Consider the following 14,032-nt stretch of genomic DNA (forward strand, 5'->3'; position numbering starts at 1 on the left):
GAAGGCAAACAGGTGCGTAAAGGAAGTGACGGTATGGGATTTGTCCCCTTGCATATACATAGTGAATACTCGCTTCTTGAAAGCTCTTGTCGAATCGAAGAGCTTGTTCAATATGCAAAAGAGCTTGGATATACTTCGTTAGCATTAACAGATAAATCAAATATGTATGGTGCACTTAAATTTTATACAACATGTGTAAAAGCTGGCATCAAACCTATCATTGGTCTGGAAGCAGAAGTTGGAAGAAATCAAACAGATACAAAAGAGAAGATCAGTTCAAACCATAAACTTCTTTTATATGCAATGAACGTAGAAGGCTATGAAAATTTATTGAAACTAACGACGCTTATGCAAACAAAGCTAGACGGAGAAGTTTCATCTCTTTCTTATGAAGAAATCTCAAATCATGCTGACGGCCTTATAGCTGTTTCGTCAGGAATAGAGGGTGAGATTCAGCAGTTTCTTACACGTGAAAACCTTGATGACCAAACATTAGATCGATTGCTTCAATTCTATAAAAAGTGCTTCAAAAATCGCTTTTACCTTGGATTAGAAGATCACGAAACAGGTATAGAGAAAACGGTAAATCTCCAATTGCACAACCTTTCAAGGAAATATCTCATCCCTCTCGTTTGTATGCATGAAACGTATTATATGAAAAGAGAGGATGCAGACGCACATGATATCCTGCTTTGCATCAAGCAAGGTGAGAAGAAAAATAATCGTGATCGATTTAAACTGCAGACCGATGAGTATTATTTTAAATCCCCATCAGAAATAGAACGTCAATTTTCCCATGCGAAAGATGCATTAGATGAAACAACCAAACTGGCAGAAAGGTGTTCACTACAGCTTGATCTTGGTAACATTGCTCTGCCCAAATATCCTGTGCCTGACAATAAGAACAGCTATGAATATTTGACTGAGCTTTGCAATGATGGACTTTTGAAACGGTACGAAACAATAACACCTGAAATTAAAGAACGATTAACCTATGAACTTAACATTATTAAGAACATGAACTTTGAAGATTATTTCTTGATCGTTTGGGATTTTATGAAATTTGCACACGACGAAAAGATGATTACAGGACCAGGAAGAGGTTCTGCAGCAGGTTCACTAGTCGCTTATGTCTTAAAGATTACGAATGTTGATCCTATTCACCATCAATTGATCTTTGAGCGCTTCTTAAACCCTGAACGGATCACGATGCCGGATATTGATATTGACTTTCCAGATAACCGTCGTGACGAAGTGCTAAGTTATGTAGCGCGTAAGTATGGTACAGATTATGTCGCACAGATCATAACATTTGGGACATTAGCTGCAAGAGCAGCGATAAGGGATGCGGGTAGAGTAATGGATTTTGCTCCAGCACTTATTGATCTTACTGCAAAGAATGTTCCATCTAGACCCGGAATCACGTTGGAAACTGCATTGAAAGAATCAGCTGGCCTCCAACAGGCGTACAAAACAGAATCTGATGTGAGAAAGCTCGTTGAGATCGCGATGACACTTGAGGGTTTACCGAGGCACGCATCGACCCATGCCGCAGGGGTAGTCTTGTCGGGAGCACCACTTGTTCAAAAAGTACCGTTACAGACGGGGCATGACGGCATACCTCTTACACAATATAGTATGGAGTGGCTTGAAGCTGCAGGACTGTTGAAGATGGACTTTTTGGGCTTGCGAAACCTATCGCTTATTGAAAACATCTTATGGGCGATTGAAGAACATGAAAATGTGAAGATTAGTCTGAATGATATTCCATTCAACGACGCCAAAACATTTGAGCTTCTTGCAAAAGGAGATACGACTGGGGTGTTTCAGCTTGAGTCTGACGGGATGAGAAAAGTTCTTCAGCAGCTTAAACCAACGGAGTTTGAAGATATTGTAGCTGTCAATGCGCTATATCGACCAGGCCCGATGCAGAATATTCCTGATTATATCGCAGGCAAACACCGCGAGAAGACTGTGCACTACATGCACCCTGACTTGGAACCGATTTTACAATCAACTTACGGTGTGATCGTCTATCAAGAACAGATCATGCAGATTGCAACAAAAGCCGCTGGTTTCACCCTAGGAGAGGCAGATTTGCTGAGAAGAGCAGTAGGAAAGAAGAAAAGGGATATTCTGTTACGTGAGCGACAACATTTTGTTGCTGGGTGTTTAAAGCAGGGATATGATGAAAAATCTGCTGATGCGTTATACGATTTGATCGTGCGTTTTGCCGATTATGGATTCCCGAGAAGCCATGCTGTTGCATACAGTGTGATCGCTTATCAACTTGCCTTTTTAAAGGCGAACTATCCTGCCTACTTTATGGCGGCTCTACTTTCGAGCGTTATTGGCAATCATGATAAAGTGAATCAATATATAAAAGAATCAGAGCAAAGAGGAATCCCAGTCCTTCCACCATCCATAAAAAAGGGCAGCGAAATTTTTATTTCAAACGGATCTACTATCACATTTGGTTTATTGGCAATAAAAAACGTAGGCTACAATGCAATAAGGATGTTAATGACAGAGAACGAAAAAGAAACATTTCTCGATCTGTTCGATATCTGTTCACGCTGTCCTCAGAAAGTTGTGAACAAACGAACACTCGAATCATTAATATTTGCAGGGGCTTTGGATGAATTGGGACAAGATAGAGCGGTGTTGCTAGCTTCATTAGAAACTGCGATTGAGTATGGAGAAGAGTTTCAGGAAATCTCACGAAAGAATCAAATGTATCTTTTTGATGATGATATTAATCTACCTAAACCTTCCTATGTTTCTGTTCAACCTTTTCAAGAAAGCGAAAAACTTAAGTTTGAAAAAGAAGCTCTTGGTTTTTTCTTTTCTTCACATCCTCTGCAACGATATCGAACGACCTTAAGCAGCTGGAAAGCGGTTCACATCGATGAGTTAAAAGAAAAAAAATCATCTGTCCGTTTAGGGGTTTTAGTGGACAAAGTACGAGCGATAAAAACAAAAAAAGGAGAACTCATGGCGTTTCTGACGATCAGTGATGAAAGTGGTGAGATAGAAGCTGTGGCTTTTCCGAAAGTTTATGAAGCGAACCATTCTCTTCTTCAGAAAGGACAACAATTGTTTATTGAGGGAAGTGTGGAGCATCGTAACGAGACTCTGCAGATTCTTGTGAATAAATGCAGACTGCTTCAAGACTTAAAGTCAAATGAGCACCCCACTCTTTTTATTAAAATAGATAAAGATCATCAATCACCTCAGCATCTGGATGCGCTGAAGACCATTTTTGACGATTCAAAAGGATCTACATCTGTTGTTTTGATCTATGAAGAGAATAGACAAAAGGTCCAGATTTCACAAAAAGTAAATGTTTCTGAAAACTTGTTATTAGAATTGCAATCTGTTATTGGTGAGGGTAATGTCGTATTTAGAAGAAATTAAAAACCTTTACAGCTTGTTAACTTTTGTTATAATGAATGAGTCAATAACAGTGGTCTGACCACCTCCTAATTGGCTCATCAACCTTAAATTTAAAATCATTAGGAGATGAAAAAATGTCTACATTAAGAGAAGAAGCACTACACATGCACCGCACACATCAAGGGAAATTAGAATCAAAATCAAAGGTACCTGTACGTAACGCGAAAGATTTAAGCTTAGCGTATTCTCCTGGTGTGGCAGAGCCGTGTAAAGATATTTATGATGACAAAACGAAAGTCTATGATTATACGATGAAGGGTAACACAGTAGCTGTTGTTTCTGATGGAACAGCTGTATTGGGTCTGGGGAATATTGGGCCAGAAGCTGCACTTCCAGTCATGGAAGGAAAGGCAGTACTATTTAAGAGTTTTGCTGGAGTTGATGCGTTCCCGATCTGCTTGAATACGACAGATGTGGACAAGATCGTCGAAACGGTGAAATTGCTTGAACCTACATTTGGTGGTGTGAACTTAGAGGATATTGCTGCACCAAATTGTTTCGTAGTCGAAGAGCGTTTAAAGAAAGAAACGAATATTCCGATCTTCCATGATGATCAGCATGGTACAGCTATTGTGACGCTAGCAGGTCTTGTGAATGCGCTGAAATTAACAGGCCGTGAGATGTCTAAGATTAAGGTCGTTGTTAACGGAGCTGGAGCAGCTGGAATCGCGATCATTAAATTGCTAGACCGTTTTGGTGTGAAAGATATCATCATGTGCGACACGAAAGGTGCGATCTATGAAGGTCGTCCATTCGGAATGAACTCTGTGAAAAAAGAAGTTGCAAACTTTACGAACCGTACGAAACAAGAAGGAACACTCGCTGACGTAATCAGTGGTTCTGATGTTTTTGTAGGCGTTTCAGTAGAAGGTTCTTTAACAAAATCAATGGTAGAGTCCATGAATCCTGAACCGATCATCTTTGCTATGGCTAACCCGAACCCAGAGATCATGCCTCATGAAGCGCGTGAAGCAGGTGCAATGGTCATTGGAACAGGACGTTCTGATTTCCCTAACCAAGTAAATAACGTGTTAGCTTTTCCAGGTATTTTCCGTGGTGCTCTTGATGTTCGTGCAACACACATCAATGAGGAAATGAAGATCGCAGCGGTACATGCGATCGCAAACCTTGTGAACCCAGTTGAATTGACAGCGGATTATGTAATTCCTGCACCATTCGATCCGCGTGTAGCACCTGCTGTTGCTGCAGCTGTAGCGACTGCCGCTATGGAAACAGGCGTTGCAAGACTTCGTGTGAATCCTGAAGACATCGCTGAAAAGACTAAGAAATTAGCTATTATCGGAAAAGATGAATGAAACCGGTAGAGGAGAGAGGAATGTCTGTCCAGCCTACCGAAAAAGTATATATAGAAATTCTTAAACAAATCAAAGCTATTATCGTGGAGGACGGTCTTCAAGCGGGTGATAAGCTTCCCTCTGAAAGGGAGCTGAGTGACCGCCTGAAGGTTGGAAGATCATCTGTCCGTGAAGCACTGCGATCTCTTGAACTTCTAGGTCTGATTGAGACAAGGAGAGGCGAAGGGACCTTTATTCGTGAAGCAACAGGACACCGGCTCGTTGAAGTGCTAGCTTCGTTCATCTTAAATGATAATAAAGCTAGAAACGATCTTCAGGAAACAAGACATATTGTTATTAAAGACTGTGTGGAGCTTGCTGTACGTAGAGCTGAATCTGCTACTATCTCTAAACTAACAAGTCTTATTAAACAGATGGATACGGACGAACAAGAGCAAGTTCATAGAGCTTGCAAACAATTTGAAAAAATTGTAATACAAGCATGCGGCAATCATCTTCTTTATCGTTTATATGTAGAACTAACAGGTTATGGGTCTTCATTGCAACGAGCAAATTCGTATTGGTCACAAGCATTTTGTGAGGAAGTTTTGTCACTTCTTCAACAAAAAGATGCTGTGAAGCTGACGAGTTTGTTATCAAAACAAAACGATGTTCTAAACGCAATCGAATAGGTGGTGTTATTCATTTATGATTAAAGGATTGTTTGTAAAAAAGAAAAAATATGCCACGATACCAACTGGTAAAGTAAAACAAGACGTTCCAGAAGGAATTATGAGTAAATGTCCTGAGTGCAAGCACATCATGGTAACAAAAGAGCTAAGAAAGAACTTACTTGTCTGTCAAGGCTGTCAATACCATTATCCCATGTCATCACAAGAACGAATAGCGGCTCTGATTGATGAAGGAACCTTTACAGAATATGATGCAGATATGATTTCTGGAAATCCACTAGAGTTTCCTGATTATGTTGAAAAGCTTGAGGGTGACCGAAAGAAAACTAAAATAAATGAAGCTGTTGTTACGGGTGCTGGTCAGATAGATGGCCGTGATGTAACACTAGCTGTTATGGATTCTCGCTTTAGAATGGGGAGTATGGGTTCTGTTGTAGGTGAGAAGATCACACGAGCGATCGAGCACGCGATCGATAAAGAAACACCGTTTATTATCTTTACAGCATCAGGTGGAGCTAGAATGCAAGAAGGTGTATTAAGCTTGATGCAGATGGCTAAAACGAGTGTAGCTCTCAAACGACTGAGTGACAAAGGATTGTTGTTTATCTCTATCATGACACACCCAACGACAGGTGGCGTTTCTGCAAGTTTCGCATCTGTAGGTGATTACAATTTTGCTGAGCCAAAAGCATTGATTGGGTTTGCCGGTAGAAGAATCATAGAACAAACGATTCGCCAAGAGTTACCCGAAGATTTTCAAACGGCAGAGTTTCTATTAAAACATGGACAGTTAGATAAAGTGGTTCATAGAAGTGAAATGAAGAAAACATTGAGTACATTAGTAAAGATGCATACAGAAGGGAGGGTGTAAAGCATGGCAGCAGAACTAGAATTTGAAAGACCGATACACGAACTAGAGAAAAAGATCGCAGAGCTTAAGTCTTTTATGGATGAAAAAGATATTGACTTAACAGACGAGATCAAGAGGCTAGAAGATAAATTGTCTAACCTTGAAAACAGTACGTACTCAGAGATGAAGCCGTGGGATCGTGTTCAGATTGCCAGACATGCTGAACGCCCAACTACCCTTGATTATATTAACTACCTTTTTACGGATTTCATTGAATTACATGGAGACCGTCTTTTTGGTGACGATGAAGCAATCGTTGGAGGAGTCGCTTTTTATAAGGACCTCCCTATTACGATTATCGGACACCAAAGAGGAAAGGATACGAAAGAAAATCTTCGTCGCAACTTCGGTATGCCTCATCCAGAAGGCTATCGCAAGGCACTACGTCTTATGAAACAAGCAGAGAAATTTAATAGACCTATTATCTGCTTTATTGATACAAAGGGAGCATATCCAGGAAAAGCAGCTGAAGAAAGAGGACAGAGTGAGGCGATCGCTCGTAACCTAGTTGAGATGGCTGGTTTAACAGTTCCTGTTATTTGTGTTGTGATCGGAGAAGGTGGAAGCGGTGGAGCATTAGCTTTAGGTGTAGGAAATTACGTACACATGCTCGAGAATTCCACGTATTCCGTCATTTCTCCAGAAGGAGCAGCTGCCATTCTTTGGAAAGATGCTTCTATGGCAAAAAAAGCAGCAGAATCTATGAGAATTACTGCTCCAGACTTAAAAGAGTTAGGGATTATTGATGAGATTATTGAAGAAGTGAAGGGCGGAGCACATAAAGACCCGAAGCATCAAGCGGAATTAATCGACCAGGTTTTGGAAACTTCTTTAAATTCTTTACTCTCGATGTCTGAAGAAGAGCTCATAAATCAACGCTATGAAAAATATAAAAAAATCGGACAATTTGGGTTTGTAAACGATTCCATTGTTGTTAAATAGGGAATGTGCCTTTCTTCTTGTAGAAAGGCGCATTTTTTTGCCTATTGTTGTCTATTGTGTTCAACATTTGAACATGATATTTTAATAAGACGAGAGAACTAGAGAGGTGAAAGGTTTCATGAAGCGGATAGGAGTTCTAACAAGTGGTGGCGATTCACCAGGCATGAACGCTGCGATTCGGGCGGTTGTTCGAAAAGGAATCTACCATGACTTAGAAGTTTATGGGATATACAATGGTTATGCAGGACTAATTTCGGGGAATATTAAAAAACTAGAATTAGGATCTGTTGGAGATATTATACATCGTGGAGGCACAATGCTTCATTCAGCACGTTGTTTAGAGTTCAAAACACCAGAAGGCCAACAAAAAGGTATTGAACAGTTAAAGAAATTTGGTATTGAAGGATTAGTCGTTATTGGTGGAGACGGTTCTTTCCAAGGTGCTAAGAAATTATCTGAACAAGGTTATCCAACGATTGGTGTTCCTGGAACAATCGACAATGACATTCCGGGTACAGACTTCACGATTGGTTTTGATACAGCATTAAATACGATTATCGATGCAATCGATAAGATCCGTGACACTGCTACCTCACATGAGCGAACTTATATCATTGAAGTAATGGGACGTGACGCTGGTGATTTAGCTCTATGGGCTGGACTTGCAGATGGTGCTGAGACGATTCTTATTCCAGAAGAAGACCACAAGATGGATCAAGTCGTACAAAAGCTTCAGCGAGGACACGAGCGTGGTAAGAAACACAGTATCATAATTGTAGCTGAAGGTTGTGGAAGCGGCGTTGATGTTGCTAAAGAGATCGAAAGGCTTACAGACTTCGAAACAAGGGTTACGGTTTTGGGTCACATTCAACGTGGTGGTTCCCCTACAGCTTTTGACCGTGTACTAGCAAGCCGTCTTGGTGCGCAAGCGGTTGAACTCTTATTAGAAGGTAAAGCTGGACGTACAGTAGGTATTGAAAATAACAAACTTGTTGATTATGACATTACAGAAGTTTTATCTAGAAAACATTCAATAGATAAGCAAATGTATAAATTATCACAAGAATTATCCATATAATCTGCTTAATGCATCGTACGGCTGCAGTTTGACTGCAGATACCTTACGATGCCTTTCTGCGAAAAAAGAAAACCAGGAGGCCATTTACATGATGCGCAAAACAAAAATCGTTTGTACGATAGGACCGGCAAGCGAAAGTATTGATAAGTTAAAAGAACTAATGAATGCTGGGATGAACGTTTCCCGCCTTAATTTCTCCCACGGTGATTTTGATGAGCATGGTCAACGAATCATCAACATTCGTAAAGCATCGAAAGAGCTTGGAAAAACAGTTGCAATCCTTTTAGATACGAAAGGACCTGAAATCCGCACTCAAACATTAGAAGGTGGAGTTGCAGAACTTGTAGCTGGAAACGAATTGATCGTTTCTATGGAAGAAGTAGTGGGTAACGACAAAAAGATCTCTGTAACCTATCCAGGTCTTGTTGAAGACGTACATGTGGGATCAAGAATCCTTCTTGATGACGGACTGATCGAACTTGAAGTAACAGCGATCGGCGAAAAAGAATTGACTACAAAAATCTTAAACTCTGGTACATTAAAGAACAAAAAAGGTGTTAACGTACCTAACGTAAGCGTGAAACTTCCTGGTATCACAGACAAAGATGCAAAAGATATCGAGTTTGGTATTGAACAAGGTGTAGATTTTATTGCAGCTTCATTCGTACGTCGTGCAACAGATGTTCTTGAAATTCGTGAGATCTTAGATCGACACAATGCAAATCATATTCAAATTATCCCGAAAATTGAGAACCAAGAAGGTGTAGACAATATCGATGAGATCCTTGCTGTTTCTGACGGTCTGATGGTAGCGCGTGGTGACCTTGGTGTTGAAATCCCGGCTGAAGAAGTACCTCTTGTACAAAAGATGCTGATCAAGAAGTGTAACGAGCTTGGAAAGCCAGTCATTACAGCGACTCAAATGTTAGATTCTATGCAACGTAACCCGCGCCCAACGCGTGCTGAAGCGAGTGACGTAGCAAACGCGATCTTCGACGGAACTGATGCAATCATGCTATCAGGTGAAACAGCTGCTGGTAACTATCCAGTTGAAGCGGTTCTTACCATGCATAAGATTGCAAGTCGTGCGGAAAGCTCATTGAACTATAAGACATTATTATCTTCAAGAAGCAAAGAAAGCAAAACGACGATTACAGATGCGATTTCTCAATCTGTTTCCTTTACAGCTCTTAACCTTGATGCAGATGCAGTTATTACAGCGACTGAAAAAGGCCAAACAGCTCGCATGATTTCAAAATATCGTCCAAAAGCTCCTATTATCGCGGTAACAAGCAACGAAGATGTTTGTCGTAAGCTTGCACTTGTTTGGGGAGTAACACCAGTTAAAGGTGAAAAAGCTGGAACAACAGATGAAATGTTCCAAATTGCAATTGATTCAGCGCTTAAAGCAGAAGCTGTTCAACACGGAAACCTTGTTGTGATCACAGCAGGTGTACCAGTTGGTGAATCAGGATCTACTAACTTAATGAAGGTCCACATCATTGGTGATGTGCTTGCTAAAGCTCAAGGAATCGGACAATCTTCTGCTTCAGGAAAAGTTGTTGTAGCTAAAACAGCTCAAGAAGCGATGGATAAGATGACTGAAGGTGCAATTCTTGTAACAGTAGGAACGGACCGTGATATGATTGGTGCATTTGAAAAAGCATCTGCTGTTATTACAGAAGAAGGCGGATTAACAAGCCATGCTGCTGTGTGTGGAGTATCACTAAGTATTCCGGTTATCGTTGGTTTACAAAATGCAACTGAGATCTTTAAAGATGGACAAGAAATCACGATCGATGCTTCTGTTGGATATATCTATGATGGAAGAAAGAACGTTATCTAATGATACGAAAAGAGAAGGGTGAAACCTTCTCTTTTTTGATTCGTAAAAAATGGAATAGGCTTGATCCTTATTACATGTTTAACGAAAGCGGTGGTTTAATTGTTCCGTAAGCTATTACCGATCTTTATTCTTATTCCTGCCATTGAAGTAGGACTCTTTATATTGGCTGGACAATATATAGGCATTCCTGCAACGATTGCTGGAATATTTTTCACGGGTATATTAGGTGCTTATCTAGCAAAAAAAGAGGGACTACAGACGCTACAACGTGTGAAGATGCAGCTTGAGAGCGGTCAGATGCCAGGAGAGGCAGTTCTTGATGGCGCATGTATTCTAGTCGGTGGTGCATTCCTCTTAGCTCCTGGATTTCTAACTGACATTCTAGGTTTCTTCTTACTTATCCCTCCACTAAGAAAACCAGTGAAGTTGTGGATGAAAGCAAAACTCTTCCAAAAGATGCAATCAGGACAGTTTTATTTCAGTAAAAGAAGGTAGAGTCACTAGTTACTGACAGAGCAAATCATATAAGGTTGTTTTATCAAAGATTGTTACTCATAAGTCTTTTAACTTCCATCTATGATTGTTGATTGGAATGTAAGGTGTGAGACTCCTGCGGGACAAGCGGTCAGGTGAGACACTTAAGGGCGCAAAGCGGCAAGGGGCTCACCGCCTGCCCCGCGGAAAGCGAGCAACCTGTAATGGAAATCAACTACTTTCAGAAGCACCAATGCATACGAAAACATAACAAAAAGAACGATGCTTACTTTTAGCATCCGTTCTTTTTATTTGTGTATAGGCTTCATAACAAATTGATAGATCTCATGAAAGAATTTCGCTTCATATAGGGCACGAATCACAACTAAGATAACAGGTCCTACGATAAGGCCGATAAACCCTAGAAGCTGGAACCCAGCAAATAGAGAAACTAAAGTAGCTAAAGGATCAAGTCCGATCGTTTGTGATAGGAGCTTTGGTTCCATGATCTGTCGTTGTATCACAACAACACCATACAAGATCGATAGACCAATCGTGAGTGTGTAATTTCCTGTTAAGAAGCAGTAAGCGATCCATGGTAGAAAAACAGCGCCAGTCCCAAGGTAGGGTAGCAGATCAATCGCTCCGATCAGTACAGATATGGTAACTGCATAATCAATCCGCAACAACAAGAGGCCGACTAATACGATACATGCTGTTATGGAGATCAAGGTTAACTGTGCTTTTAAAAAACCAAATAAAGCTTTTCTGAGTTCTACATATACCGTTTTGACAGTGTTGATTAACTTTTCAGGGAAGATTGTGTTAAGAAAGCCTGTAAGACGATACCAATCCTTACTAATAAAAAAGGCAGCGAGCAGTGAAAATATAAAAACTGTTAAAAAAGTTGGAAGACTTACGATCATTAGAGAGACACTATTAATCAAAGCTTGTGTCATACTGGACGCATTTGTTGTGATTCCGGTTCCAATTTTCTCGATATTATCCATAACCGTTTCTTGCTGATTGGTTCCTAACTTGCTGTAGATAGAGAGCAGATCTTGATATAAAGGAAGTACGTTTGTTTTAAATGACCTTTCAAAATAAAAGACCAACTCTTGGATATAAGCAGGCAATTCATGTGCGATATAGGCAAAACCAGTCATCATTTCTTGAATGAGCAAGGTCATTAACAAGACAATTACACCTAAAAGGCCTAATATTGAAAGAACGACGGCAAGAGCTCGATTCACTTTAAATCGATTCACGATAAAGCCTACAAATGGGTTGATCATCAGGGCTATGATCGCGCCAGCTATAAAAGGATAAAGAATAGCTGAAACATAATAGCCTGAAAAAATAAGGATGATTCCAAGGAATATAATAAATCCTATGCGTAACAAACGATGAGTTAGTTCAGCATACATATTGTTCGCCTGCCTTTTCGTACAAATCTTTTAGAAAGGAATGAAAACAATGGGTCCATTACTTTTTTTATTGGGTTTATTGGTTATTGGCCTACTTGCAAAAAATCAATCGTTGATTGTCGCAGTGGCATTTTTGTTGGTGTTAAAATTTACCGGTTTGGGAGACAAATGGTTTCCTGCTATTCAGCAAAAAGGAATCAATTGGGGTGTGACGATCATAACAATTGCCGTCTTAGTTCCGATAGCATCTGGTGAAATCGGATTTAAACAGTTGACTGACTCATTGCGTTCTTATTATGCGTGGGTTGCTCTATTATCTGGCATTTTTGTTGCAGTGATCGCAAGTAAAGGACTTCACCTGCTTCAGAATGATCCTCATATCACGGCAGCTTTAGTCTTCGGGACGATCCTTGCCGTGGCACTTTTTCAAGGAGTGGCAGTTGGACCGTTGATCGGGGCAGGAATCGCTTATATGGCTATGAAAGTAGTAGGAATGTTTTCAGGTTTATGACGCTTTCAGCACGAATTAAGTGATATCCGTTCACAAATATCAGATTATTGTTTATAATTGATGTGTATGTCCCATTTCCTTTAAATAGTCTTTCATTTTTCAAGTCTCAGTTTCGAGATTAAAAAAGTTGGGAATGTAACCTTGAATCCAGCTTTTTTATTAAAAGAAGAATGTAAGCTCTTTCTATTTTTTAAAAAGTGAAACAATTAAAGGAGAAGAGAGAATAACAGAAAAAAAGGAGAGATAGCCATGACAGCTACAAGAGGATTAGAAGGAATTGTTGCAACGACATCTTCTGTCAGCTCTATCATTGACGATGTATTAACCTATAGAGGATATAGCATTGATGACTTAGCTGAACATGCAACTTTTGAGGAAGTTGTATACTTGCTATGGAATGGTAAACTGCCTTCCCAATCTGAACTAGAATCATTTAAGTCAGAACTTGCTGAGGCTAGTGAGCTGCCTGCAGAATTGTTGGAACAAATGAAATCGCTTCCTTTGAAGAACACACATCCTATGACTGTTCTGCGTACAATCGTGTCGACATTAGCGATGTATGATCCAGAAGCAGAGGATATGTCTACAGATGGTAACTACAAAAAGGCCATCCGTCTTCAAGCTCAGATGTCATCACTTGTAACGGCATTTGCACGTATTAGGGAAGGAAAAGATCCTATTGCTCCTAAAAAAGAACTTAGCTATGCTGCTAACTTCCTATATATGCTAACAGGCAAAGAGCCTGATGAAATTTCTGAAACAGCTTTTAACAAAGCATTAGTATTACATGCTGACCATGAACTTAATGCATCCACGTTCACAGCGCGTGTATGTGTGGCTACACTTTCTGATATCTATTCAGGAATAACAGCAGCAATCGGTGCACTAAAAGGACCACTTCATGGTGGAGCGAACGAACAGGTAATGAAGATGCTTTCTGAAATCGGTGAGGAAGCAAACGTAGAATCTTACTTGGATAACGCGATTGAAAACAAGCAAAAGATTATGGGCTTCGGTCACCGTGTTTATAAGAACGGCGATCCACGTGCAAAACACTTACGTGAAATGTCTAAACAGCTAACATCTATCACAGGTGAAGAGAAATGGTACACGATGAGCGTTAAGATTGATGAGACGCTTAAGCAGAAAAAAGGATTGTTGCCAAACGTAGACTTCTATTCTGCTAGTGTATATCACAGCTTAGGCATCGATCATGATCTATTCACGCCGATCTTTGCGATCAGCCGTGTTTCCGGATGGATTGCACATATCTTAGAGCAATACGAAAACAACCGTTTGATCCGCCCTCGTGCTGAATATATCGGACCTGATATGCAGCAATATGTTGCTCTAGAACAAAGATAAGATAAAAACAATAGGCTATACCACAAAAAAGAGAAG

At 40.2% G+C, this 14,032-nt stretch carries 11 protein-coding genes; 10 read left to right on the forward strand and 1 reads right to left on the reverse strand.

The annotated features are described in order from the left end of the window. The first annotated feature begins 12 nt into the window (after positions 1 to 12). The 8 genes from dnaE (at position 13) to ACFS5O_RS09385 (ending at position 10,714) form a co-directional block, all read left to right on the forward strand. Positions 13 to 3,417 carry a DNA polymerase III subunit alpha gene (gene dnaE, locus ACFS5O_RS09350; RefSeq protein WP_318300258.1) on the forward strand — a complete coding sequence of 1,135 codons (3,405 nt, stop codon included), beginning with the start codon at positions 13 to 15 and terminating at the stop codon, positions 3,415 to 3,417. 113 nt (positions 3,418 to 3,530) lie between these two features. Next, on the forward strand, positions 3,531 to 4,772 hold the full coding sequence (gene ystJ, locus ACFS5O_RS09355) for an NADP-dependent malic enzyme (RefSeq protein ID WP_205727041.1): 1,242 nt from the start codon (positions 3,531 to 3,533) through the stop codon (positions 4,770 to 4,772). 20 nt (positions 4,773 to 4,792) lie between these two features. Beyond that, a complete protein-coding gene (locus tag ACFS5O_RS09360; RefSeq protein WP_205727040.1) occupies positions 4,793 to 5,443 on the forward strand; it encodes a FadR/GntR family transcriptional regulator in 651 nt (216 codons plus the stop codon). Between the two features lie 16 nt (positions 5,444 to 5,459). Continuing rightward, the gene (gene accD / locus ACFS5O_RS09365) at positions 5,460 to 6,314 is read left to right on the forward strand and encodes an acetyl-CoA carboxylase, carboxyltransferase subunit beta (protein WP_205727039.1); all 855 of its coding nucleotides are present in this window, start codon (positions 5,460 to 5,462) and stop codon (positions 6,312 to 6,314) included. Between the two features lie 3 nt (positions 6,315 to 6,317). After that, entirely contained in the window at positions 6,318 to 7,295 is a 978-nt protein-coding gene (accA, locus tag ACFS5O_RS09370; RefSeq protein WP_205727038.1) for an acetyl-CoA carboxylase carboxyl transferase subunit alpha, read from the forward strand. Between the two features lie 118 nt (positions 7,296 to 7,413). Next, entirely contained in the window at positions 7,414 to 8,373 is a 960-nt protein-coding gene (pfkA, locus tag ACFS5O_RS09375) for a 6-phosphofructokinase (RefSeq protein WP_144698653.1), read from the forward strand. Positions 8,374 to 8,464: 91 nt separating this feature from the next. Continuing rightward, positions 8,465 to 10,219, forward strand: coding sequence for a pyruvate kinase (gene pyk, locus ACFS5O_RS09380; protein ID WP_205727326.1), 1,755 nt, complete (start codon positions 8,465 to 8,467; stop codon positions 10,217 to 10,219). Positions 10,220 to 10,318: 99 nt separating this feature from the next. Further along, entirely contained in the window at positions 10,319 to 10,714 is a 396-nt protein-coding gene (locus ACFS5O_RS09385) for an FxsA family protein (protein ID WP_205727037.1), read from the forward strand. A gap of 287 nt (positions 10,715 to 11,001) precedes the next feature. Here the strand turns inward: ACFS5O_RS09385 and ytvI are convergent, their stop codons facing one another. Next, positions 11,002 to 12,120: a sporulation integral membrane protein YtvI gene (gene ytvI, locus ACFS5O_RS09390; RefSeq protein WP_205727036.1), complete on the reverse strand. Its 1,119-nt coding sequence runs from the start codon at positions 12,118 to 12,120 to the stop codon at positions 11,002 to 11,004. 49 nt (positions 12,121 to 12,169) lie between these two features. On the opposite strand from ytvI, the gene ACFS5O_RS09395 reads away from it, so the two are divergent. Together ACFS5O_RS09395 and citZ are read left to right on the forward strand one after the other, a co-directional pair. Continuing rightward, positions 12,170 to 12,631 (forward strand): DUF441 domain-containing protein, encoded by a 462-nt coding sequence (locus tag ACFS5O_RS09395; RefSeq protein WP_205727035.1) that lies wholly within the window; start codon positions 12,170 to 12,172, stop codon positions 12,629 to 12,631. Positions 12,632 to 12,880: 249 nt separating this feature from the next. Continuing rightward, positions 12,881 to 13,996, forward strand: coding sequence for a citrate synthase (gene citZ / locus ACFS5O_RS09400; protein ID WP_198767990.1), 1,116 nt, complete (start codon positions 12,881 to 12,883; stop codon positions 13,994 to 13,996). Positions 13,997 to 14,032: the final 36 nt, after the last annotated feature.

Source organism: Fictibacillus nanhaiensis (assembly GCF_042686385.1).
In the GTDB taxonomy this organism is placed as follows: domain Bacteria; phylum Bacillota; class Bacilli; order Bacillales; family Fictibacillaceae; genus Fictibacillus; species Fictibacillus nanhaiensis.